At 73.3% G+C, this 23,267-nt stretch carries 24 protein-coding genes; 20 read left to right on the top strand and 4 right to left on the bottom strand.

The features are described from left to right. Positions 1–129 precede the first annotated feature (129 nt). The 3 genes from DEU31_RS05955 to DEU31_RS05945 all read right to left on the bottom strand — a co-directional run bounded on the left by DEU31_RS05955 (position 130) and on the right by DEU31_RS05945 (position 3,292). Positions 130–1,161: a methionine synthase gene (locus DEU31_RS05955; protein ID WP_133676458.1), complete on the bottom strand. Its 1,032-nt coding sequence runs from the start codon at positions 1,159–1,161 to the stop codon at positions 130–132. Continuing rightward, entirely contained in the window at positions 1,158–2,156 is a 999-nt protein-coding gene (locus DEU31_RS05950; RefSeq protein ID WP_133676456.1) for a putative oxygenase MesX, read from the bottom strand. The genes DEU31_RS05955 and DEU31_RS05950 overlap by 4 nt, the downstream gene beginning before the upstream one ends. A gap of 182 nt (positions 2,157–2,338) precedes the next feature. Next, positions 2,339–3,292 (bottom strand): LysR family transcriptional regulator, encoded by a 954-nt coding sequence (locus DEU31_RS05945; protein WP_133676454.1) that lies wholly within the window; start codon positions 3,290–3,292, stop codon positions 2,339–2,341. A gap of 99 nt (positions 3,293–3,391) precedes the next feature. Between DEU31_RS05945 and ffh the strand changes: the two genes are divergently transcribed. From ffh to DEU31_RS17290, 17 genes are all read left to right on the top strand, one after another. Further along, on the top strand, positions 3,392–4,990 hold the full coding sequence (gene ffh, locus DEU31_RS05940) for a signal recognition particle protein (RefSeq protein ID WP_133676452.1): 1,599 nt from the start codon (positions 3,392–3,394) through the stop codon (positions 4,988–4,990). A gap of 321 nt (positions 4,991–5,311) precedes the next feature. After that, entirely contained in the window at positions 5,312–6,433 is a 1,122-nt protein-coding gene (locus DEU31_RS05935) for an amidohydrolase family protein (RefSeq protein WP_133676450.1), read from the top strand. 115 nt (positions 6,434–6,548) lie between these two features. Beyond that, a complete protein-coding gene (locus tag DEU31_RS05930; protein WP_133676448.1) occupies positions 6,549–7,979 on the top strand; it encodes an Nramp family divalent metal transporter in 1,431 nt (476 codons plus the stop codon). Between the two features lie 324 nt (positions 7,980–8,303). Further along, positions 8,304–8,783 (top strand): 30S ribosomal protein S16, encoded by a 480-nt coding sequence (rpsP, locus tag DEU31_RS05925; protein ID WP_133676446.1) that lies wholly within the window; start codon positions 8,304–8,306, stop codon positions 8,781–8,783. A gap of 1 nt (position 8,784) precedes the next feature. Then, positions 8,785–9,027: an RNA-binding protein gene (locus DEU31_RS05920; protein ID WP_010551342.1), complete on the top strand. Its 243-nt coding sequence runs from the start codon at positions 8,785–8,787 to the stop codon at positions 9,025–9,027. A 1-nt stretch (position 9,028) separates the two neighbouring features. Further along, entirely contained in the window at positions 9,029–10,072 is a 1,044-nt protein-coding gene (locus tag DEU31_RS05915; RefSeq protein ID WP_133676444.1) for a hypothetical protein, read from the top strand. Next, a complete protein-coding gene (gene rimM / locus DEU31_RS05910) occupies positions 10,069–10,653 on the top strand; it encodes a ribosome maturation factor RimM (RefSeq protein ID WP_133676442.1) in 585 nt (194 codons plus the stop codon). Before DEU31_RS05915 ends, rimM begins: the two co-directional genes overlap by 4 nt. 7 nt (positions 10,654–10,660) lie before the next feature. Next, positions 10,661–11,389: a tRNA (guanosine(37)-N1)-methyltransferase TrmD gene (gene trmD / locus DEU31_RS05905; protein WP_133676440.1), complete on the top strand. Its 729-nt coding sequence runs from the start codon at positions 10,661–10,663 to the stop codon at positions 11,387–11,389. A gap of 343 nt (positions 11,390–11,732) precedes the next feature. Further along, entirely contained in the window at positions 11,733–12,083 is a 351-nt protein-coding gene (rplS, locus tag DEU31_RS05900) for a 50S ribosomal protein L19 (protein ID WP_010551346.1), read from the top strand. A gap of 28 nt (positions 12,084–12,111) precedes the next feature. Next, a complete protein-coding gene (lepB, locus tag DEU31_RS05895) occupies positions 12,112–12,681 on the top strand; it encodes a signal peptidase I (protein WP_166649419.1) in 570 nt (189 codons plus the stop codon). A gap of 31 nt (positions 12,682–12,712) precedes the next feature. Continuing rightward, complete coding sequence (lepB, locus tag DEU31_RS05890; RefSeq protein ID WP_133676438.1) at positions 12,713–13,549, top strand: signal peptidase I; 837 nt, start codon at positions 12,713–12,715, stop codon at positions 13,547–13,549. Continuing rightward, a complete protein-coding gene (locus tag DEU31_RS05885) occupies positions 13,546–14,328 on the top strand; it encodes a ribonuclease HII (RefSeq protein ID WP_133676436.1) in 783 nt (260 codons plus the stop codon). The genes lepB (DEU31_RS05890) and DEU31_RS05885 overlap by 4 nt, the downstream gene beginning before the upstream one ends. Further along, a complete protein-coding gene (locus DEU31_RS05880; RefSeq protein ID WP_010551350.1) occupies positions 14,325–14,627 on the top strand; it encodes a DUF2469 domain-containing protein in 303 nt (100 codons plus the stop codon). Before DEU31_RS05885 ends, DEU31_RS05880 begins: the two co-directional genes overlap by 4 nt. 112 nt (positions 14,628–14,739) lie before the next feature. After that, on the top strand, positions 14,740–15,186 hold the full coding sequence (locus DEU31_RS05875) for a YraN family protein (RefSeq protein ID WP_010551351.1): 447 nt from the start codon (positions 14,740–14,742) through the stop codon (positions 15,184–15,186). Between the two features lies 1 nt (position 15,187). Continuing rightward, entirely contained in the window at positions 15,188–16,720 is a 1,533-nt protein-coding gene (locus DEU31_RS05870; protein ID WP_133676434.1) for a YifB family Mg chelatase-like AAA ATPase, read from the top strand. Further along, positions 16,717–17,934, top strand: a complete 1,218-nt coding sequence (gene dprA, locus DEU31_RS05865; RefSeq protein WP_133676432.1) for a DNA-processing protein DprA — start codon at positions 16,717–16,719, stop codon at positions 17,932–17,934. Before DEU31_RS05870 ends, dprA begins: the two co-directional genes overlap by 4 nt. Positions 17,935–17,990: 56 nt before the next feature. Further along, positions 17,991–19,199 carry a tyrosine recombinase XerC gene (locus DEU31_RS17290; RefSeq protein ID WP_133676430.1) on the top strand — a complete coding sequence of 403 codons (1,209 nt, stop codon included), beginning with the start codon at positions 17,991–17,993 and terminating at the stop codon, positions 19,197–19,199. 128 nt (positions 19,200–19,327) lie between these two features. On the opposite strand, the gene DEU31_RS05855 is transcribed toward DEU31_RS17290, so the two are convergent. Continuing rightward, a complete protein-coding gene (locus tag DEU31_RS05855) occupies positions 19,328–20,080 on the bottom strand; it encodes a M23 family metallopeptidase (protein ID WP_133676428.1) in 753 nt (250 codons plus the stop codon). Positions 20,081–20,517: 437 nt separating this feature from the next. On the opposite strand from DEU31_RS05855, the gene rpsB reads away from it, so the two are divergent. The 3 genes from rpsB (at position 20,518) to pyrH (ending at position 23,242) form a co-directional block, all read left to right on the top strand. Next, positions 20,518–21,420: a 30S ribosomal protein S2 gene (gene rpsB / locus DEU31_RS05850; protein ID WP_126984582.1), complete on the top strand. Its 903-nt coding sequence runs from the start codon at positions 20,518–20,520 to the stop codon at positions 21,418–21,420. A gap of 100 nt (positions 21,421–21,520) precedes the next feature. After that, positions 21,521–22,345 (top strand): translation elongation factor Ts, encoded by an 825-nt coding sequence (tsf, locus tag DEU31_RS05845; RefSeq protein ID WP_062949158.1) that lies wholly within the window; start codon positions 21,521–21,523, stop codon positions 22,343–22,345. 144 nt (positions 22,346–22,489) lie between these two features. Next, positions 22,490–23,242: a UMP kinase gene (gene pyrH, locus DEU31_RS05840; RefSeq protein ID WP_010551358.1), complete on the top strand. Its 753-nt coding sequence runs from the start codon at positions 22,490–22,492 to the stop codon at positions 23,240–23,242. Positions 23,243–23,267: the final 25 nt, after the last annotated feature.

Genomic DNA, 23,267 nt, shown 5'->3' with positions numbered 1-23,267 from the left:
CCGGGTCGGCGTCGCCGCGCAGGCTGGGCCGCGGCGCAGGCTCCGCTGCGGCGCAGGCTCCGTCGCGACGCGGGGTCGGCGCCCTTCGCCGGGCCCGGCTCCCTCCGCCCGCCCCGCGGCGGCGCGGACTCAGCCCCCCGCGAGCTCGGCGCGCAGAAGCGCCGTCCCCGCGGCGAGCGCCCGCATCTTGCCCTGCGCGACGGTGCGGGACAGTGGCGCCATGCCGCAGTTCGTGCTCGGGCAGAGATTCTCCGGTTCCACGAAGGCGAGGGCCCGGCGGAGGGTGTCGGCGACCTCCTCGGGGGTCTCGACATGCGGATCGGCGACGTCGATCGCGCCGAGCATCACCTTCTTGCCGCGCAGCAGCTCGACGAGCTCCATCGGGACGTGCGAGCCGCGGCTCTCGAGGGAGACCGTGTCGATCACCGAGTCCCGCAGCAGCGGGAAGGTCTCCTCGTACTGGCGCCACTGCGTGCCCAGGCTCGCCTTCCAGTCGGTGTTGGCCTTGATGCCGTAGCCGTAGCAGATGTGCACGACGGTCTCGGCGCGCAGCCCCTCGGCCGCCCGTTCGAGGACCTCCACGCCCCAGTCCCGTACGTCGTCGAAGAAGACGTTGAAGGCGGGCTCGTCGAACTGGATGATGTCCACGCCCGCCGCCTCCAGCTCCCGCGCCTCCTGGTTGAGGAGGGACGCGAACTCGCGGGCGAGCTCCTCGCGGCTGCCGTAGTGCGCGTCGTACAGCGTGTCGATCATGGTCATCGGGCCGGGCAGCGCCCACTTGAGGGGCTTGTCCGTCCGCGTGCGGAGGGAGGCCGCGTCGTCGACGAAGACGGGCCGCTCACGACGCACCGGACCGACGACCGTCGGGACGCTCGCGTCGTAGCGATCGCGGATGCGCACCGTCTCGCGACGTGCGAAGTCGACGTCGCTGAGATGCTCGATGAAGGTGGTGACGAAGTGCTGGCGGGTCTGCTCCCCGTCGCTGATCACGTCGAGGCCGGCGACGGCCTGCTCGGCCGCGGCGAGGTGCAGCGCATCGCGCCTGCCCTCGTCCAGCTCTGCGCCCTCGAGGCGCCAGGGGGACCAGAGCGTCTCGGGCTCGGAGAGCCACGAGGGCTTGGGGAGGCTGCCGACGATCGAGGTGGGAAGGAGGGTGCTCATCGGACGACCTCCTCGGCCAGCCACTGCTCGAGGTGCTCCTGGTGCGGCGCGATCAGCCGCTCCTGGATGAACCTGCCCTGGGTCACGCCGAGACGGCTGCGCTCCTCGCGGTCGTACACGATCCCGGTGTCCGCGTGGTCGGTGCTGCCCAGGCTCGGCCGGTACACCTCCCCGGCGCTCTCGCGGGCGTTGTAGATCTCGGGGCGATAGATCCGCTGGAACGTCTCCATCGTGGCGATCGTGCCGATGAGCGCCAGGTCGGAGTGATCGGCGAGCAGATCGCCCTCGAAGTAGAACGCCAGCGGGGCGACGGCGCCGCGGGGTTTGAAGCACCGCACCTGCAGCCCCATCCGCGCGAAGTAGAGATCGGTGAGGGAGGAGCCGTCGGCCTCGTACTCGTCGCCGAGCACCGGATGCGGCGCGCCGATGCGGCGATAGGTCCGGCTGGTGGAGACGCTGATGCAGACCACGGGCGGTCCGGCGAAGCGCTCGCGATAGGGGTCCGAGGAGATGAAGCGGCGGAAGAGCCTGCCGTGCAGCACGCCGAAGTCCTCCGGCACGCCGCCGCCGGATCCCGCGTCGCCCGCGGCCTGCTGATGGGCGGGCAGGCGCACGCTGAAGTCGTGGTCCCGTACGTAGGAGGAGAAGTTGTTCCCGGTGATCCCCGGCAGGCGCTCGCCGGTCGCGCGGTCCAGGATCCGCACGTCGAGCATCTCGATCAGCGGGAGCCCCTCACCGCCGTCGGCGGGTTCCGCCCCTGCGCGCAGGTGCAGGTCCGCCGAGACGATGTCGAGCTCCACGGCGTAGCGGTCCCCGCCGCCCGCGAGCTCGTTCGCGCGCTCGTCGATCATGCGCAGGGCGCGGCGGAGGTTCTCGCGGCGATGCTCCCCGCGGGCGAGGTTGGCGAAGTTCGTGGTGATCCGCGAGCCGCTCGAGGGGACGTAGTCCTCGTCGAAGCGGGTCGTGCGGATGCTGAAGGAGAAGTCGGTCGTCATCGTGCCCCCGGGTCGTCGTGGTGGGGGCGAGCGTACGCAGGACCACCCGCCATAGTGTCATCACGACACTTTGGGGATTTCCATAGGTGTTCCCTATGGCACGGGATCGGTCCGGGAAGCGGGACGGCCCGGAGGGCGGGGGCGCTCCGATCGCAGGGGCTCCGGCGGCGGTGGAGCGGCCGCTAGGACAGGGGCTCGACCCCGAAGCCCGAGACCACCTCGCGCATCTCGGCGACGAACCGCTCCGCCTGGCCGGTCAGCGGCGCGGAGGCATGCCCGATCCAGCCGATCTCGATGCGCTCGTCCACCTCGAGCGGCACGGCCACGATCGAGGGGTCCAGGTCGTCGGAGACGATGCCGGTGGAGATCGTGTAGCCGTCCAGCCCGATCATCAGGTTGAAGATCGTCGCCCGATCGCTGACCCGGATGTCCTGCGCGGCCGAGCGCGTGGAGAGGATCTCCTCGGCGAAGTAGAAGGAGTTGTCGGTCCCCTGGTCGAAGGTGAGCCGGGGCAGGCCCTCGAGATCCTCGAGGGTGACCCGTCGGCGGGAGGCCAGCGGGTTCGTGCGGGCGACGAAGATGTGAGGGCTCGCCAGGAACAGCGGCGTGAAGACGAGCTCGGAGTCGCGCAGCAGCTTGTCGATGACCTTGCGGTTGAAGTCGCTGCGGTAGAGGACGCCGAGCTCGCTGCGCAGCGTCCGCACGTCCTCGATGATGTCCGCGGTGCGGGTCTCGCGCAGCGTGAACGCGTACTCCGCCGCCTTCGAGGCCTTCACCATCCGCACGAACGCCTCGACCACGAAGGAGTAGTGCTGCGCGGAGACCGCCAGCAGGCGGCGGGACGGCGGGCGTCCCAGGTAGCGGTGCTCGAGCAGCTCGGCCTGCTCGACCACCTGGCGGGCGTAGCCGAGGAACTCGATGCCGTCCTCGGTGAGGGCCGCGCCGCGCACGGAGCGGCGCAGGAGGACACGGCCCACCCGGCGCTCGAGGTCCTTCATCGCCGCGGACATCGTCGGCTGGGAGACCTGGAGGAGGTCCGCCGCCGCGGTGATCGACCCCTCCGCGGCGACCTCGACGAAGCAGCGCAGCTGCTGCAGTGTGATCCCGTGCGCCGTCCCGACGCCCCCGCGTGCCATCGGTGCAGGTTAGCTCACCGTGGGCCGGGGCAGGGCTCGGGAGTGCGCGGCCCATGCCTCTACACTGGTGCGGTCCGACCGACCTAGGGGAAGCGCTTCGTGTTCAACAACCTCTCCGACCGCATCACAGAGTCGCTCAAGGGCCTGCGTGGCCACGGCCGCCTCAGCGAGGCGGACGTCGACAAGACGATCCGCGAGATCCGTCGAGCCCTGCTCGACGCCGACGTCGCGGTGTCCGTGGTGCGCACCTTCACCGCCGCGGTGCGCGAGCGCGCCCTCGGCGAGGAGGTCTCCAAGGCGCTCAACCCCGCCCAGCAGGTCGTCAAGATCGTCAACGACGAGCTGGTGCAGGTCCTCGGCGGCGAGGCCCGTGACCTGAACTGGTCGAAGAACCCGCCCACGGTCATCATGCTCGCCGGCCTCCAGGGCGCCGGCAAGACGACCCTCGCCGGCAAGCTCGCGCAGTGGATGAAGTCCGAGGGGCACACGCCGCTGCTGATCGCCGCGGACCTCCAGCGCCCCAACGCCGTGAACCAGCTGCAGATCGTCGGCGAGCGCGCGGGCGTGCCCGTCTTCGCCCCCGAGCCGGGCAACGGCGTGGGCGATCCGGTCCTGGTAGCGATGAACGGCGTCTCCACCGCGCAGTTCCAGCAGCACGACGTGGTCATCGTCGACACCGCCGGCCGTCTCGGCATCGACGAGGAGATGATGCAGCAGGCGCGGGACATCCGCGATGCCGTGGGTCCTCACGAGACCCTCTTCGTCGTCGACGCGATGATCGGCCAGGACGCGGCCCGGGTCGCCGAGGCGTTCCGCGACGGCGTCGGCTTCACCGGCGTGGTCCTCTCCAAGCTCGACGGCGACGCGCGCGGCGGTGCGGCGCTGTCCATCACCGGCGTCACCGAGCGTCCGATCCTCTTCGCCTCCACCGGCGAGAGCCTCGACGACTTCGAGCGCTTCCACCCGGACCGGATGGCCGGGCGCATCCTCGACATGGGCGACGTCATGACCCTGATCGAGCAGGCGGAGAAGGCCTTCGACCAGAAGGAGGCCGAGAAGACCGCGGCGAAGCTCGCCTCGGGCGAGGACTTCACCCTCGACGACTTCCTGAACCAGATGCAGCAGCTCAAGAACATGGGCAGCATCAAGAAGATGCTCGGCATGCTGCCGAACATGGGGCAGTACCGCGAGGCGCTGGACAACTTCGACGAGTCCGAGATCGGGAGGATCGAGGCGATCATCCGCTCGATGACCCCCGAGGAGCGCAACGACCCCAAGATCATCAACGGCTCGCGCCGCAACCGCATCGCCCGGGGCTCCGGCACCACCGTCCAGCAGATCAACCAGCTGCTCGAGCGGTTCAAGCAGGCTCAGCAGATGATGCGCACCATGGGCCGCGGCATGTCCGGCGGCGGCGGAGGCATGCCGGGGATGCCCGGCGGTCCCGGCATGGGCATGGGCAAGAAGTCCCGAGGCCGGCAGGCCCCGCAGCGCCCCCAGGGCAAGAAGTCGAAGTCGAAGAACCCCGCCAAGGCCGCGCGCGAGCAGGCCGAGGCCGCCAAGCGCGCCGCGGAGGGCGGCGGGCAGGGCGGCTCCGCGTTCGGCGGCGGCGCCAAGCAGGGCGGTCAACCGGACCTGTCCGACTTCGACCCCAGCCAGCTCCCGCCGGAGATGCAGAAGCTCCTCGGCGGCAAGTGATCCTGCGGCGCCGACCGCCCTCCGGGCGCGGCGCCGGCTGGCAGTTCGACCTCCGGTACCAGTTCCGCCCGGCACTTCGACGTCCGGTACCAGTTACGTGGAGTTGTTCGACCTCCGGTACCGGTTTTCCGGTACCTCCCGTCGAACAACTGCACAGAGTCGGCCAGGGGCGCGCCGGCACTGGCGCGATCCGCGAGCTCCGTGCGGGACGACCGTTCCTCCCCACAGCTGGGTCGTCCCCAGCATCGACCGGAGCCGGTGCCGGGGGCCGAACCCGGTGGGACGCCTCGGTCCCGGTCCCGGATCGATAGGCTCGGCGGCATGAGCCCCACCGATGTCGCCGAGACCACCGCACCGATCCTCCACCTGCGCGGACCGATCCTGCTCGGTGCCGAGGAGGAGCAGGGCGGCGCCTGGGTCGTCGGCGGCCGGATCCACCACGAGAAGCCCGAGCTGCCCGCCGGCGCGGAGGTCCGCGAGATCGACGGCTTCGTGCTCCCCGGACTCGCCGATCTGCACTGCCACCTCGGCATCGCCGACGGGGGAGGGGGCACTACCCTGACCGAGGCGCGCGAGCAGGCCCTCGTCGACCGCGACTCCGGGGTGCTGCTGATCCGCGACGCCGGCTCGATCATCGACAACTCCCCGCTGCAGCAGCAGGACGACCTGCCGCGGCTGATCCGCTGCGGCCGCCATCTCGCCCGCACCCGCCGCTACCTGATCGGCTACGCCGACGAGCTCGAGCCCCAGGATCTGCCCGCCGCCGTCACCCGCGAGGCCGGCCGCGGCGACGGCTGGGTCAAGCTCGTCGGCGACTGGATCGACCGCGGCGTCGGCGATCTGACCCCGTGCTGGGAGGCGCAGGACTTCGTCGCCGCGGCCGACGCGGCCCACGCCGCGGGCGCCCGGATCACCACCCACACCTTCGACGAGGAGACCCTCCCGCTCGTCCTCGACGCGGGCTTCGACTGCCTCGAGCACGCCACGGGCCTGACCGACGAGACGATCCGCCGTGTCGCCGAGGCGGGTATCCCGATGGTGACCACGCTGGTGAACATCGACGAGTTCGAGACCTACGCCTCCCAGGGGGAGAAGAAGTTCCCCGCTTATGCCGCGCACATGCGCCGCCTGCGCGCCGGCCGCTACGACCGCACCCGCGACGCCCACGACGCCGGGGTGCAGCTGCTGGTCGGCACCGATTCCGGTGGAGTGCTCGGCCACGGCATCATCCACGACGAGCTCGACGAGCTCGACGCCGCCGGGCTCTCCGCGACCGAGATCCTCGAGGCCGCGGCCTGGGCGCCGCGCCGCTTCCTCGGCGCCCCCGGGCTCGAGGACGGCGCCCCGGCGGACCTGCTCGTCGTCCCCGCCGACCCGCGCGAGGACCATCGGATCCTGCGCGAACGCAGCCACGTGGTGCTCGGCGGTCGCCAGGTCGCATGAGCTGATCGTCCCAGCGGCACCGGCCGCGGAAACCGAACCGGGCAGAGCGGACGACCTCGCGCCGCCCCACCGCGTCGCGCGGTGATCCAGGGCACACGACCGTTATCGTGCGGGGATGCACTCCGACGACGCAGAGCAGCCCACCGGATCGCAGCCCGCCGGCCGACGACGCGCCGCGCGCGGCTACGCCTCCGCTCCCGTCCCCGACCCCGCCGCGGACGGCCCGTCCGACGTCCCGCAGGATCCCGCCGGCGCCGGCACCGCCGTCGAGGACGCCGAGGGCGCCCCGCCGCGCTGGAAGCTCGTCGGCCCGGGCCTCGTCGTCGCCGCGACCGGCATCGGCGCTGGCGACCTCGTCGCGACCCTGGTCGCCGGCTCCCGCTACGGCTACGCGCTCCTGTGGGCCGCGGTCGCCGGCGTGATCATCAAGATCGTGCTGGTCGAGGGCGCGGGGCGCTGGACCCTCGCCACCGGTCACTCGATCTTCGAGGGCTGGCGCCGTGTGGGCCGATGGACCTCCTGGTACTTCGGTCCGTACATCATGGTCTGGGGCTTCGTGTACGGCGCGACGGCGATGAGCGCCTCCGCCCTCCCGCTCGCGGCGCTCGTCCCGCAGCTGCCCGTGCTCGGGGACGTCGGCTGGATCGCGGACATGCCGTTCATCGTCTACGCGATCCTCTCGGGTCTGATCGGAGCGGGGCTCGTCTGGGTGGGGCGCTACCACGCGCTCGAGAAGATCGTCGCGGTGCTCGTCGGCCTGATGTTCCTGACCGTCGTGGGCGCCGCCGTGGTCACCCTGCCGAACCTCGGCGAGGTGCTCGGCGGGCTCGTGCCCCGCATCCCCGAGGGAGGGATCGTCTACACGCTGTCCATCGCCGGCGGCGTGGGCGGCACGATCACGCTCGCCGCCTACGGCTACTGGCTGAAGGAGAAGGGCTGGTCCAGCCCGCGCTGGATGCGGGTGATGCGGATCGACAACGCGATGGCGTACGTCATCTCGGGCATCTTCGTCATCGCCATGCTGGTCGTCGGCGCGGAGCTGCTGTACTCCTCCTCGATCGCGATCGACGAGGGGGACCGGGGCCTGCTCGACCTCGCCGAGGTGCTCGCCTCCCGCTACGGCACCGCCTTCAGCTGGATGTTCCTGATCGGCTTCTGGGCCTCGTCCTTCTCCTCCGTGCTCGGGGTGTGGAACGGCGTCTCGGTGATGTTCGCGGACTTCTGGGGACACGTGCGGGGCAAGGCCGAGGAGCATCCCGACCGCAGGATCGGCGGTAAGTACTACCGCTTCTACGTGCTGTGGCTGACCTTCCCGCCGATGCTGCTGCTCCTGCTCGGCCGGCCGGTGCAGGTGATCATCGCCTACGGCGTCCTCGGCGCGTTCTTCATGCCATTCCTCGCGATCACGCTGCTGGTGCTGATGAACTCCCGGCACATGCCGCAGCGGTGGCGCAACGGTCCGATCCTGAACATCGCCCTCGGCGTGGTGACGCTGCTGTTCGTGGTGCTCGGCGCGAACCAGCTGATCGAGGCGTTCTCCGGCTGAGGCCGACGGGCTCGTCGGCCCGCCTCGCCTCGCCGCCTCGTCGCCTCGCCGGCTCGACGAGCGGGACGATCCGTCGCCGAATCGTGGGCCGGTCCGTCGGCCCTGCGCGCCGAGGTCGGCCCTGCCCCTCGGGCCGTTGTGCCCCGCCGCACAGGATGCGGGGTGGAACGGGGGAGGGGATCCCTGGCATAATCGTGCGCTGTATGCGTCCGGGCCGGCCCTCTACCCGCCCGGGAGCGACACCCCGAGAACCGCCAGCGCCCGCATCACCCCACAGGCTGCGGCGGGACTCACCCGAACATCCCTGAAGGAGAGTCCACCCACGTGGCTGTCAAGATCCGTCTGAAGCGCATGGGCAAGATCCGTGCACCGTTCTACCGCGTCGTGGTCGCCGATTCGCGCAAGAAGCGCGACGGCGCCGTGATCGAGGAGATCGGCAAGTACCACCCCACCGAGAACCCTTCGGTCATCGAGATCGACTCCGAGCGCGCGCAGTACTGGCTGGGCGTCGGCGCGCAGCCGTCCGAGCAGGTCGCCGCGCTGCTGAAGGTCACCGGCGACTGGGCGAAGTTCAAGGGTGAGGGCGACGCCGCCGGCTCCCTGAAGACCGCCGAGGCGAAGAAGTCCGCCGAGGAGCGGATCGCGGAGGCCGACAAGGCCGCCACCGAGTCCCGCGACGGGGCGAAGAAGGCCAAGGCTGACGAGCAGGCCGAGGCCGCGGACGTCGCCCCCGGTTCCGAGGAGGCTCCGGCCGAGGGTGAGACCACCGAGGACGCCGAGGCCGCGGCGACCGACGAGGCCTGAGATGAGCGCCCGCGCCGAAGCGCTCGACCATCTGGTCCGCGGCATCGTCGACGACCCCGACGCCGTGCGCGTCACGGAGAAGTCCACGCGTCGCGGCCCGCTGCTCGAGGTCCGGGTCGGCGCCGCCGACCTGGGACGCGTCATCGGCCGGTCCGGCCGCACCGCCCGTGCCCTGCGCACGGTCACCGCGGCCCTCTCCGAGGACGACGTGCGGGTCGACATCGTCGACGTCGACCGTCGCTGAGGTGCCCCGCAGGCTCCTGAGGAGCGGCGCTGCCGAGCGGACCGAGAGGTCCCGGCAGCGCCGCTCCTCGTCGTCCGGGGGTCGTCGCCGCGCTCACCGCGCCGCCCTCCCCGGCGCCGCGCTCGCCGCCCTCGCCGTCACGCTCGGCGGCTGCACGGCCGAGGGGCCCGGCGCGGAGCCGGAGGCGCCGTCGGCCACGCCCGAGGAGGCGAGCGCCGATCCCGCCCTCGCCGCGGCCTGCACCGAGTACTGGGGAGACCCCGACTACGCGGGCCCGCTCTCCCGCGAGGTCCTGGACCGTGCCGGGAGCGCACCGGAGGTCGGCCCCTCCGATCCCGGCTTCTACGCCATGACCGGTGACGACGTCGAGGACCTCTTCGCCGAGGCGCCCGAGGGCGCACGGGCGGCCGCGACGGAGCTGGCCGACTGGTTCCGCACCCAGCCCGAGCGCGGCGCCGAGTCCGACCGCGAGGCCTTCGCCGACGCTTTCGAAGGCGTGGCCGCCGGCTGCCAGGACGTCTCCGTCGCGGCGCTCTGGGCCGCCGGGGGAGGGGAGGCCGGCGCCAAGCCCGCCGCCCTCGTCTGCGCCGACGTCTTCGACACCCCCGGCACCCTCACCCACTTCGCGAACTCGAACGTCCTGACCTCCAACATGTTCAAGCTCGTCGGCCTTTCCCCGCGCGAGGTTCCCTCCGGGCGCACGGACGACCTCCGCGCGACCGCCGAGCTGCTGGACGTGCAGATCACCGCCGTGGACGACGATGCCGTGCGCACCGCCCTCGAGCAGGTCCGCGCCCCCTTCGTCGACGCGCTGGACGGCGACACCTGGTCCGACGGGCTCCAGGACCCGCTCGACCAGCTCTCGACCGCCTGCGCCGAGCAGGGCTACCACGCCCCGGCGCCCGCCGAGGAGGGAGGCGATGCCGTCGTCGGCGCCCCCGCCCCGGAGGACGTGCCCGCCCGGGCAGATGCCTCCGACCCGTCCGACGGCTCTCCCGCCCACCTCGCAGCCCTTCCCGCCCCCTCGAACGGAGCCACCGCATGAGCACCCTCGACGTGATCGTCGCGACGATCGGCCGCGCCCACGGCCTGCGCGGCGAGGTCGCCCTCGTCCTGCGCACCGACCAGCCCGAGGAGCGCCTGAGCCCCGGCACCGTGTTCCAGGTCGAGGTCGCCGGCCGCTCCCGCACCCTCACCGTGGCCCGCACCCGCCTCCAGCAGGAGCGCTGGTACGCGAGCTTCGAGGAGGTCACGGACCGCACCGACGCCGAGTCCCTGCGCGGGGTGGACCTCGAGCTCGCGGTCGACGCCGAGGAGGAGGCCGCCGAGGATCCCGACGCCTGGTATCCCGCGCAGCTCAAGGGCCTCGCCGTCCGCCACGTCGACGGGCGCGAGCTCGGCGTCGTCGCGGGCGTGGACCACTACCCGGCGCAGGACCTCCTCGTCGTGCGCACCCCCGACCGGCGACGCGTTCAGCTGCCGCTGGTCGAGCAGCTCGTGCCCGAGGTCGACCTCGAGGCCGGCGTCGTCATCGCCGATCCGCCCGGCGGGCTGTTCGACGCGCTGCCCGAGGACGAGCAGGGCCCCGAGCCGGAGACCTCCGGCCCCGCCCGGACGGAGCGCTGAGCCCGCCGTGCGCATCGACGTCCTCACCATCTTCCCCGAGTACCTCGCGCCGCTCGAGCTCTCCCTGATCGGCAAGGCGCGCCGCGACGGGCTCGTGGACCTGCACGTCCACGACCTGCGCAACTGGACCCACGACCGCCACCGCACCGTGGACGACACCCCGCTCGGCGGCGGTGCCGGCATGGTGATGAAGCCCGAGCCGTGGGCGGAGGCCTTCTCCGCCGTGCGCGCCGAGGGGCAGGCGGCGCTCGGCGCCGACACCGAGCCGGTGATCATCTTCCCCAACCCCGCCGGCACCCCCTTCGCCCAGGCCACCGCCCAGGAATGGTCCGAGTGCGAATGGCTGGTCCTCGCCTGCGGTCGCTACGAGGGGATCGACGAGCGGGTCTACGAGCACCTCGCCGACATCGGCTGCGAGATCCACCTCGCCTCCCTCGGCGACTACGTGCTCAACGGCGGCGAGGTCGCGGTCCTCGCGATCACCGAGGCCGTGGTGCGGCTCGTCCCGGGCGTGGTCGGCAACGCCGAGTCCCTCGTCGAGGAGTCCCACTCCGACGGGCTGCTGGAGTACCCGCTCTACACCCGCCCCGCCCGTTGGGAGGACCCGGCCGGGGTGGTGCGGGAGGCGCCCGCGATCCTGCTCTCCGGCGACCACGGGAAGATCGCCGCCTGGCGGCGCGAGCAGTCGCTCGAGCGCACCCGGCAGCGCCGCCCCGATCTGCTCGACGAGGCCTGAGGGCGTCGTCCGGCGCACCGAGGACGCCCCGCCCGCGACCTGGACGTGAGCGATCCGACAGCCCTCCACGGTGATCACCGGCACGAACGCCCCGGTGCGGGCTTGCCGCCCCTTCCCGTGCGCTGGCAGAATGTCCCCTCGTGCGCACCGCGCGCCTCTCTGCCTCAGGGGAGGGCGCATCACGCGGTCGGGCAGGTCCGTGGCGATGGGAGTCGCCGCCAGAGGCCCAGCACACCGGCACGGGGGGCCAGCTCCCCGCCGGATCGACGGTTCATGACGGGTCGCCCGAGAGGCGGCCCGACGAACGAGGCCGACGACCTGAGGCGGAGGCCAGGAGAGAGACATGCAGAAGCTCGACGAGCTCGACAAGGCGTCCCTGCGCGAGGACGTCCCCGCCTTCCGCGCCGGCGACAACGTCAAGGTGCACGTGAAGGTCATCGAGGGCAACCGCTCCCGAATCCAGGTCTTCCAGGGCTACGTCATCGGCCGCCAGGGCCACGGCGTGGGCGAGACCTTCCGCGTCCGCAAGATCTCCTTCGGCGTCGGCGTGGAGCGCGTGTTCCCCGTGCACGCCCCCACGGTCGACAAGATCGAGGTCGTCACCCGCGGTGACGTCCGCCGCGCGAAGCTGTACTACCTGCGCAACCTCACGGGCAAGAAGGCCCGCATCAAGGAGAAGCGCGACCACTCCTGATCCGCTCCCGGATCCCAGGATCACCCGCGTGAGCGCGGCGAGACGGCGACGGCCCCACCCGGCGGTGGCCGTCGCCGTCTGCGTCGTGCTGGCGCTGCTCGCGGTGCTCGCCGTGCGGCACTTCGTGGTCCAGCCCTTCCGCGTCCCGTCGGCCTCCATGGCCCCGACCCTCGAGGCCGGGGACGTGCTCCTGGCCGACCGCACGAGCGCCGGCGAGGCCGAGCGCGGGGACGTGGTCGTCTTCGACGGCAGGGGATACTTCGCCCCCTCGGCGGAGGACGGCGACCGCTACTGGGTCAAGCGGGTGATCGCCGTCGGCGGCGACTCCATCGCCTGCTGCGGCGACGAGGGCGCCCTGCTGCTGAACGGCGAGGAGCTGGAGGAGCCCTACCTGCCGGGCGGCATGGCGCCCAGCACCACCGAGTTCGACCTCGTCGTCCCCGAGGGGCGCATGTTCGTGCTCGGCGACAACCGTCCCGACTCCACCGACTCCCGGCACCTGCTCGGCGCCCCCGGCGGCGGGATGATCCCCGTGGATCGGGTGGTCGGCAGGGTCGAGCGGATCGTGTGGCCACCGCCTCGCGGCGGCTCCCTCTGACTCCCAGCCCCCAGCGGCTATCCTTGCCGCGATGAATGCGTCCGACGAGAACCGCCGAGCTGGCTCCCCGCCCGGGGACCCCGCTCCCGCCGAGGACGCCGCGACCGCGACGACCGCGTCCGAGGGCAGCGCCCCGCAGGGGGACGAGCGCCCCGCGGCGCAGGACCGCCCCGAGGGCGAGGACCGCACCCACCGCCGCAGGCAGCGGATGCCGCTGTGGCTGGACACGCTCGTGACCATGGTGGTCGCGCTGGTCATCGCGGTGCTCGTGAAGACCTTCCTGATCCAGCCGTTCTACATCCCCTCCGCCTCGATGAACCCCACGCTGCTGGAGGACGACAAGATCATCGTGTCCAAGCTCAGCCCCGGGGTGTTCGACCTCGAGCGCGGCGACGTCATCGTCTTCGAGGACCCGGCGGACTGGATCCCCGGCGACGCGACCGAGAACCCCACCCCCCGGGTGCGGGTCATGATGGCCCTCTCGCTCATCGGGCTCGCCCCCGACCCCTCCCAGGACCACCTGGTCAAGCGGCTGATCGGCCTGCCCGGCGATCACGTGGTGTGCGAGGAGGAGGGTGCCGCCCTGCAGGTCAACGGCACCACCCTCGACGAGCCGTACATCAACCCGGAGACCCCCGCCTGCCAGGCAGCCTTCGATGTCACCGTCCCCGACGACAAGGTCTGGGTGATGGGCGACAACCGCTACGCCTCCGCGGACTCCGCCTGGCACGAGGTGCAGGGCGACGGCGGCTTCGTCGACGAGTCGGACATCACCGGCCGCGCCGAGGTCGTGTTCTGGCCCGCGAGCCGCTGGACCGGCCTCGGGGACGGGTCGGATGCGTTCGCCGACGTGCCCGACCAGCCGTGACCGCCCCCGCACCGACCCTCGACCTCGAACGCGAGCTCGCCCGCCGCGCGGGCCCCGGGCGCCGGGTCGTGGTGGGGTTGGACGAGGTGGGCCGCGGTGCCCTCGCCGGCCCCGTCGCCGTCGGCGCGGTCGCCCTCGAGATCACCGACGGCGAGGTCGCACCCCTGCCCGACGGGGTGAGGGACTCCAAGAAGCTCACCGCCCGCCGCCGCGAGGCGCTCGTCGACCCGATCCGCGAGTCGGCGCTGGCCGGCGCCGTCGGCTGGGCGGAGGCGTCCGAGATCGACGAGATCGGGATCATGGCCGCCCTGACCCGCGCCGCGCTGCGCGCGCTCGAGGGGCTCGGCATCGAGGCCGACGCGCTCCTGCTCGACGGGGACGCGGACGTGCTCACCCCGGCGCTGACGGCCGCGGAGCGCCCCGCGCCGCTGGTGCAGCTGCGGGTCGCCGCCGACCGGGACTGCGCGAGCGTGTCCGCGGCGAGCATCCTCGCGAAGGTCGCACGGGACGCGCGGATGGTCGAGCTGGACGCGGAGGCCTCCGAGTACGGCTGGGCCTCGAACAAGGGATACGGCGCCGCGGTGCACCGCGCCGCGATCGACCGGATCGGCGTGCACGAGCACCATCGCCGCAGCTGGCGACTCGGCTCCGCGCCCGCCGCCGGCCGTGCCGCCCGCCCCGCCGCGGTACCTGCCGCGGGCACCGGCCCGATGCCCGGCTCCGCTGGCGTACTGTGGGAGGGCCCGTGGAGCCTGCAGGACCAGGAGGAGCGCCGATGAGCAGCCAGGATCTCGAGAACTACGAGTCCGACCTCGAGCTCCAGCTCTTCCGCGAGTACCGCGACGTGGTCAGCCTGTTCACGTACGTCGTGGAGACGGAGCGTCGCTTCTACCTCGCCAATCAGGTGGACCTGCAGGTCCGCTCGGGCGGCGGCGAGGTGTTCTACGAGCTGCGCCTGGCGGACGTGTGGGTGTGGGACATCTACCGCTCCAACCGCTTCGTGCGCTCGGTGCGGGTGGTGACCTTCAAGGACGTCAACATCGAGGAGCTCAACAAGCAGGACATCTCCCTGCCCTGAGCCCGCCGCGCGGCCCTCCGGCGCCGCGCGACCTCTCCTCCACAGCACCCCGTCGTCCCCAGGATCCCGGGGACGCTTCCCCGCCCGGAACGCTCCGGCGAGGCTGACGGGCATGAACAGCCTCGCTCCCGTCCCCGGCACCCCGCCCGCCTCCCTCCCCGCCGACAGGCCCCGCCCGGCCCCGGCACCGCCCCGCGTGCGGGAGATGACCACCCTCGAGCTCGGACGCGCCGGGGAGGATCTCGCCGCCGACCACCTCGTGGCCTGCGGCTGGCAGATCGTGGAGCGCAACCTGCGGCTCGAGCACGGCGAGCTGGACATCGTCGCCCTCGCGCACACGACCCTCGTCTTCGTCGAGGTCAAGACCCGCCGATCGTTCGTCACCGGGGTGCCGCAGGCCGCCGTCACCCCCGCGAAGCTGCGCAGGCTGCGCCGGCTGGCGGGGGAGTACCTCATGGAGCGCTCGACCCCGCACCGCGACGTGCGGATCGACGTGATCGCCGTGCACGCCCACCTGGACGGGGTCTTCTCCCTCGAGCACCTCGAAGGGGTGCACTGAGATGGGCCAGGCGCGCACCCTCTCGATCAGCCTCACCGGCCTCGAGGGCACCCTGGTCGAGGTCGAGGCCGACGTCTCTCAGGGCCTGCCCGCGTTCTCGCTCGTGGGCCTGCCGGACTCCTCCACCCTCCAGGCCAAGGACAGGGTCCGCGCCGCCGCGGCCCGCAGCGGCCTCCGCCTCGCCCAGCGCCGGATCACCGTGAACATGACCCCGGCCTGGCGGCCGAAGCACGGCTCCGGCTTCGACCTCGCGATCGCGCTCGCGGTCCTCGACGCGCAGGGCGACCTGCCCACCCACGTCCCCTCCGACACCGTGCTGCTCGGCGAGCTCGGGCTCGACGGGAGGCTGCGTCCCGTCCCCGGGGTGCTGCCCGCCCTGCTCGCCGCCCGCGGTCTGGGGCTCTCCCGCGCCGTGGTCCCCGAGGCGAACCTCGCCGAGGCCCGACTCGTCGGCGGCATCGAGGTGGACGCGGCGCCCGACCTCACCACCCTCCTGCACCGCTTCGGCGCGGACGTCCCGCCGTCCCCCGCCCGCGAGCCGCTGCCCGCGGGCGCCGCGGTGGAGCGAGGAGCGGGCAGCGCGGTCGACTTCGCCGACGTGATCGGCCAGGAGCAGGCCCGCCGTGCCGCGGAGGTCGCCGCCGCAGGCGCCCACCATCTGCTGCTGCAGGGACCGCCCGGCGCCGGCAAGACGATGATCGCCGCGCGCCTGCCCGGCATCCTGCCCGAGCTGAGCACCGAGGACGCCCTGGACGTCTCCGCCGTCCACTCGCTCGACGGCCGCTTCGACGCCCGCGACGGCCTCCTGCGCACCCCGCCGCTGGAGAGCCCCCACCACACCGCCACCGCCGCCGCGATCGTCGGCGGGGGAGGAGGCCTCGCCCGGCCCGGCGCGATCTCCCGCGCCCACTGCGGGGTGCTCTTCTTCGACGAGGCGCCGGAGTTCTCCGCCCGCGTGCTCGAGGCGCTGCGCGAACCCCTGGAGACCGGGGACATCACCCTGCACCGGGCACGCGGGGTCACCCGCTACCCGGCCCGCTTCCAGCTGGTCCTGGCCGCGAATCCGTGTCCCTGCGGGAACGCTTGGGGCAAGGGCGAGAAGTGCACCTGCACTCCGTTGCAGCGCCGCCGCTACCTCTCCCGGCTCTCCGGGCCCGTGATGGACCGGATCGACATGCGCGTCGACGTCGGACCGGTGGACCTCCACCGCAGCGGCGCCGAGCCCGCCGAGCCCAGCGCCGCGATCGCCGCCCGCGTCGGCCGGGCCCGCACCCGCCAGGCCCACCGCTACGAGGGACGCGGCTGGAGCACCAACGCCCACCTTCCCGGGCCGCTGCTGCGGACCGAGTTCGCCCCCGCCCCGGCGGACCTCGCGCTGCTGCGCCACTCCCTCAGCCAGGGCCGGCTGACCCTGCGCGGCCACGACCGCGTGCTGCGCCTGGCCTGGACCCTCGCCGACCTCGACGGCGAGGATCGTCCCGACGCCCTGCACATCGGCGAGGCCCTCACCCTGCGGCAGGCGGACGCCCGATGACCGAGAACCCCGAGAACCCCGACATCACGCACGAGACCGAGCGCCGGGCCCGGCTCACCTGGTCCCTGCTCGCCGAGCCGTCCGACGCCGTCGCGCTCATGGCGCGGGAACGGCTCGGATCCCGCGCCGCGCTCGAGCTCGCGCGGGAGGCGACGCCGACCGAGCTGCTCGCCGCGCTGGACGGACAGGTGCCGGCCGAGGCCGCCGACCCCGGCGCCGGCACGCCCGGCGCCCGCGCCTCCCGCGCCCTCCAGCGCTGGCGCGGCCGGCTCGCCGCCGTCGACGTCGAGGCGGTGCTGGAGGACGCCGACCGACGGAGGATCCGGGTCCTGATCCCCGGGGACGAGGAGTGGCCGAGCGCCCTCGACGACCTCCAGGAGACCGCCCCGCACTGCCTGTGGGTGCAGGGCCCCGCCCGGCTCGACCGCCTGGCCGGGGAGCGCGCCGCGGCGCTCGTCGGCTCCCGCGCCTCGACCCCCTACGGGGAGGACGTCGCCTCCTCCCTCGGCGCCGCCTTCGCGGGCGCCGGCGGGACCGTCGTCTCCGGCGGCGCGTACGGCATCGACGCCGCGGCGCACCGCGGGGCGCTCGCCGCCCAGGACGGCGCGACCCTCGCCGTCCTCGCCGGCGGGCTCGACCGCCTCTACCCCCGCGGGAACACGCAGCTGCTCGAGCGGATCCGCGAGCAGCACCTCCTGCTCAGCGAGGCCCCGATGGGCACCGCCCCCACACGGTGGAGGTTCCTGGCCCGCAACCGGCTGATCGCCGCCCTGTCCCGAGCGGTGGTGGTCGTCGAGGCGGCCTGGCGCTCCGGGGCGCTGTCCACGGCGCGGCTCGCCGATCAGCTCTCCCGACCGGTCGGAGCGGTGCCCGGCCCGGTCACCTCCGCGGCCAGCGCCGGCTGCCACCGTCTGATCCGCGAACGCGGCGCGGTGCTCGTCACCGAGCCCGCCGAGCTGCTGGACCTGCTGCCCGGAGGGCCCGCCGCAGGGGAGGGGAGCTTCGCCCGCCAGGACGAGCTCGATCTGCTCTCACCAGCGGATCGGCGTGTGCTCGATGCCGTCCCGCCCCGCTCGGGCATCTCACCGGGCCGCCTCGCGGACGAGATCGGCTTCGCGCCGCGGGAGGTCGGCGCAGCGCTGGCCCGGCTCGAGCTGCTGGGCCTGATCGAGCAGGAAGGGCAGCGGGTCCGGCGCACTCGCCGCACGGGCTGACGGCCGGCTCGGCGGGAGCACTGCCCCCGGCCGCGAGGATGGGCGAGAATGACGGGATGAGCACGGAGCGCGCGACGGAGACCGACGAGCAGATCGTCGACGCCTTCGCCGCCCATCTCGACCTCGAACGAGGCAGGTCCGAGCACACCGTCCGGGCCTACCGCCGCGAGGCCGCGGCGCTGCTGGCGCATCTGCGGGAGGTCGAGCGGATCGCCCCGGCCGAGCTCGACGTGACAGCGCTGCGCTCCTGGCTCGGCGCTCGCGCGGAGACCGGGGCCGGCGCGAGCACCCTCGCCCGCTCCGCCGCGGCTGCGCGGACATTCACCACCTGGCTCGCCTCCACCGGCAGGATCCCGCACGACGTCGGCGGCCGGCTCCGCGCGCCCCGCCGCGGCCGGCACCTGCCCACCGTCCTCACCGACGAGCAGGCCGGCGCGCTCCTCGACGGGATCGTCACCGAGCCCGCGCCGAGGAGGAGCGACGTCCCGGCACCGGGCGCCGACACGGACTCCGAGGACGCCGCCCCGGCACGAGGCGGCACCCCGACGCCGGGCAGCACCTCGACGCAGGGCGGCGCTCCGATGCCGGCCGGCGCCGCGACGGCGGGCGACACGGCAGGGGAGGGCACCGCCGCAGGCGGAGCGCCCGCCGAGGAGCCGTCCGCGGTCGATCCCGTCCAGCGCGCGGTGCAGCTGCGCGACGCCGCCGTGCTCGAGCTGCTCTACTCCTCCGGCCTGCGCGTCTCCGAGCTCGTGGCCCTCGACCTGGGCGGGATCGACATGGCCCAGGGCACCGTCCGCGTGCGTGGCAAGGGCGACAAGGAGCGGATCGTCCCCGTCGGCGTCCCCGCCCTGGAGGCGCTGCGTCGCTGGGAGACGGAGGGCAGGCCGGTGCTCGCCGGAGCGACCGCCGCCGGCCGAGGCACGGCACAGGCCCCGGGGAAGGGCCGGGCCGGGACCTCCGCGGCGCGCCGAGCGAAGGCGCCGGGGCGGGCGCTCTTCCTCGGGGTGCGGGGCGGGAGGCTCGGGGACCGCGCCGTGCGCACCCTCGTGGACCGCTACGCGGCCCGCGCCGGGATCGCCCGCCACGTCACCCCGCACACCCTGCGGCACAGCGCGGCCACCCACCTCGTGGAGGGCGGCGCGGACCTCCGCAGCGTCCAGGACTTCCTCGGGCACTCCTCGCTCGCCACCACGCAGATCTACACCCATGTCAGCGCAGAGCGACTGCGCAGCACCGTCGAGCAGGCGCATCCGCGCGCCTGATCCTCGGCAGACGCGCCGCGCCCGCGCCCGTCGCGCCGGGCTCGCCACCATCGCCGACGGTCCGCGGCCCTGGAGCCGCGGCGCCCCCGCGGTCCCGACGGTCCCGGGCCGTGCAGCCCCGGGCACGGTCAGGCCAGGGCGACCGCCCGCGCGCCGTGACGTGCGACCTGAACGCCGACCGAAGCGCTGACCGGAGCGACCGCCCGGGACGGCATTCCCGCCCCTGCTGCAGGCCCCGCACTCGCTCCTGCTCCCGACGCCGTCCCCGCAGGCCCTGCCCCGGCATCGGCGGAGGCCCTCGGCCCGGCCGCTCCCGCATCGCCTCCGGACACGCCGCCTGCCCAGGGCAGCAGGACGCTCGGTCCGCGCCCGCCGAGGAGCAGGAGCGGATCGACGTACAGCTCGCCCCGTCGAGCGCCCAGATGCAGACAGTCCCGACCAGCGCAGTGGGAGGCGGGCGAGGTGCCCTCGAGGGTGCCGAGCACCTGACCGGCCCCGATCGGGTCCCCGGCGCTCACCGCCCCGTCGACCGGCTCGTAGGTCGAGATCAGCCCGTCGGCATGCACCACCGAGACGACGCCGCGCCCGGCGACCGACCCGCTAAACCGCACGGTCCCGCCCTCGACCGCCCGGACCTCCGCACCGCCCGGGACCGCGATGTCGATCCCGCGATGACCGGGGCCGTAGGGCGTCGCCGGCGCGTCGAAGGGCGCGATCACCTCGTGCGGCGGCGGCACCGGCCACTGCCAGCGCGGACCGTCAGCCCGCGCCGCGGCGGACGGCATCACGGCCAGCGGCAGGAGCAGCACCAGCAGCGCGAGCACCCGCGCCGCCGGGGAGGCGGGCGGGGAAGAGGGCGGAGGCGCCGGCGAGGGGATCATGTCGGCATCGTCCGCGCCCCGCCGCGGCTCGGCGAGCCCCGCCCGGCGGCGGTGGACCCGCGGGGTCTGTGGAGGAGAGGTCGCGCGAGGACCCGGCGAGGATTCGCCGAGACGGAGGCGACCCACGGGGCCCGGCGAGGATTCGCCGGGACGGGGGTGACGCAGGACGCGCGCGAGGAGGCGGCGGCGTCCGATAGACTCCACTCAGCATCCGGTCCGTCCGGATGACTTCGCGTGCCCACCAGGGCTCGTCGGCCATCGGTCCTTCCCGTCCCCGCCCCGTGCGGAGGCAGGTGCAGGGCGGCCGGCACCCGGGCACCAGGCCCCGCACCGACCGGTGGCGGGGGAACAACCGAGAAAGCAGGTCCTGCGCGATGACCGCGGACGCCTTCGGGCGCGCCGTGCGAGCCCAGGACCGGAGAACAGAGGACACCATCATGGCAGTCGTCACCATGCGCCAGCTCCTGGAGAGCGGCGTCCACTTCGGTCACCAGACCCGTCGTTGGAACCCGAAGGTCCGTCGCTTCATCTTCACCGAGCGCAACGGCATCTACATCGTCGACCTCATGCAGACCCTGTCGTACATCGACAAGGCCTACGACTTCGTCAAGCAGACCGTCGCCCACGGCGGCACCATCCTGTTCGTCGGCACCAAGAAGCAGGCGCAGGAGTCCGTGCAGGAGCAGGCCACCCGCGTGGGCATGCCCTACGTGAACCAGCGCTGGCTGGGCGGCATGCTCACCAACCTGCAGACCGTCTCCGCGCGCGTGAACCGCCTCAAGGAGCTCGAGCAGATCGACTTCGATGATGTGGCCTCCTCCGGCCGCACCAAGAAGGAGCTGCTCATGATGCGTCGCGAGAAGGACAAGCTCGAGAAGACCCTCGGCGGCATCCGCGACATGGGCAAGGCCCCCTCCGCCCTCTGGGTCGTGGACACCAACAAGGAGCACCTCGCCGTCGACGAGGCGCAGAAGCTCAACATCCCCGTCGTCGCGATCCTGGACACCAACTGCGATCCCGACGAGATCACCTACCCGATCCCGGGCAACGACGACGCGATCCGCTCCGTCACGCTGCTGACCCGCGTGGTCGCCGACGCGGTCGCCGCCGGCCTCCAGGAGCGTCACGCCAAGTCCACCGGCGGCGAGAAGAACGTCTCCGCCGTGGACGCCGAGCCGCTGGCCGAGTGGGAGCAGGAGCTGCTCAAGCAGTCCGAGGTCCAGTCGCAGGACGCTCCCGCCGAGGAGTCCGTCGCCGCCGCCGAGGAGAAGCCCGCCGAGGAGGCCCCCGCCGCGGAGACCTCCGAGGAGACCTCCACCGAGGCCCCCGCCGCCGAGTGATCCGCGGGCCCGGGACCGACACGTCGGTCCCGGGCCCCTCCACGGGGAGGCCGATCGCCTCCCGCCACCTCCCGAAGCAGCTCCCACAAGGAAGAGGAACATGGCCAACTACACGGCAGCAGACATCAAGGAGATCCGCGAGGCCACCGGCGCGGGCATGCTCGACGTCAAGAAGGCGCTCGACGAGGCGGACGGCGACAAGGCCAAGGCCGTCGAGGTCATCCGCGTCAAGGGCCTCAAGGGCATCGCCAAGCGCGAGGGCCGCACCGCCTCCGAGGGCCTCATCGCCTTCGACATCCGCGACAGCGCCGAGGGCCGCACCGGCACCCTCGTCGAGCTCAACTCCGAGACCGACTTCGTCGCCAAGAACGACAAGTTCGTGGCGCTCGGCGACGAGGCCGTGGCCGCCGCCGTCGAGTCCGGCGCCACCGAGCCCGAGCAGCTCGCCGAGACCCCCTTCGGCGAGGCGCTGACCAACGCCGGCGCGTCCATGGGCGAGAAGATCCTGGTGCGCCGCATCGGCCGCGTCTCCGGCGAGGCCGTCACCGAGTACATGCACCGCACCAACAAGGACCTGCCCCCGCAGGTCGGCGTGCTGGTCGCGACCGACGCGGCCGGCGCCGAGGTCGCGCGCGACGTCGCGATGCACATCGCCGCGTTCACCCCCGCGTACCTCAACCGCGACGAGGTCCCCGCCGAGCTCGTCGAGAACGAGCGCCGCATCGCGCAGGAGACCGCCGAGAACGAGGGCAAGCCCGAGAAGGCGATCCCCAAGATCGTCGAGGGCCGCCTGAACGGGTTCTACAAGGAGAACGTCCTGCTCGACCAGGCCTTCGCGAAGGACCCGAAGAAGTCCGTCGGCCAGGTCGTCGAGGAGGCCGGCGGCACCGTCACCGGCTTCGTCCGCTTCCGCGTCGGCAACTGACGCCACCGGGCCGGGCCGGGCGCGCTGCGCGCCCTCCCCGCCCGACGGCCACGTGAGCGTGGCCACCGCCCTGCGGCCCCGCACCATCGGTGCGGGGCCGCGCCGGTATCATCGCCGAGGACCCCGCGCGGAAGGACCCCTCCCATGACCCAGACGTTCACGTCCCCCATCCCTGTTCTGCCCAAGCGACAGGACGGGCGACGCGTCCTCCTGAAGCTCTCGGGCGAGGCCTTCGGCGGAGGCGCCGTGGGCGTCGACCCCGATGTGGTCTCCCGCATCGCGGCGGAGATCGCCGAGGGCGTGGCCCAGGGCGTCCAGTGCGCGATCGTCGTCGGCGGCGGCAACTTCTTCCGCGGCGCCGAGCTGTCCCAGCGCGGCATGGACCGCCGTCGCGCGGACTACATGGGCATGCTCGGCACGGTCATGAACTGCTTGGCCCTGCAGGACTTCCTCGAGCAGCGCGGGGTCTCCACCCGGGTCCAGACCGCGATCGAGATGGGCCAGGTCGCCGAGCCGTACATCCCGCTGCGCGCGGTGCGCCACCTGGAGAAGGGGCGCGTGGTCATCTTCGGCGCGGGCGCCGGCATGCCCTACTTCTCCACCGACACCGTCGCCGTCCAGCGCGCGCTCGAGATCGGCTGCGAGGAGGTCCTGATGGCGAAGAACGGCGTGGACGGCGTCTACGACGCCGACCCCCGCACCAACCCCGACGCCACGAAGCTCGAGCACGTCACCTACGGCGACGCGCTCCAGCGCGGCCTCAAGGTCGTGGACTCCACCGCCTTCAGCCTCTGCATGGACAACGCCCAGCAGATGATGGTCTTCGGCCTCGACGCCCCGGGGAACATCACCCGGGCGATGCGCGGCGACCGGATCGGCACCGTCGTCACCAAGTGACACCGGCCCGCAGGTCGCGGCGCCC

This window comes from Brachybacterium sp. AG952, assembly GCF_004362645.1.
Taxonomy (GTDB): domain Bacteria; phylum Actinomycetota; class Actinomycetes; order Actinomycetales; family Dermabacteraceae; genus Brachybacterium; species Brachybacterium conglomeratum.
This window is presented reverse-complemented; position numbering and strand designations above follow the sequence as displayed.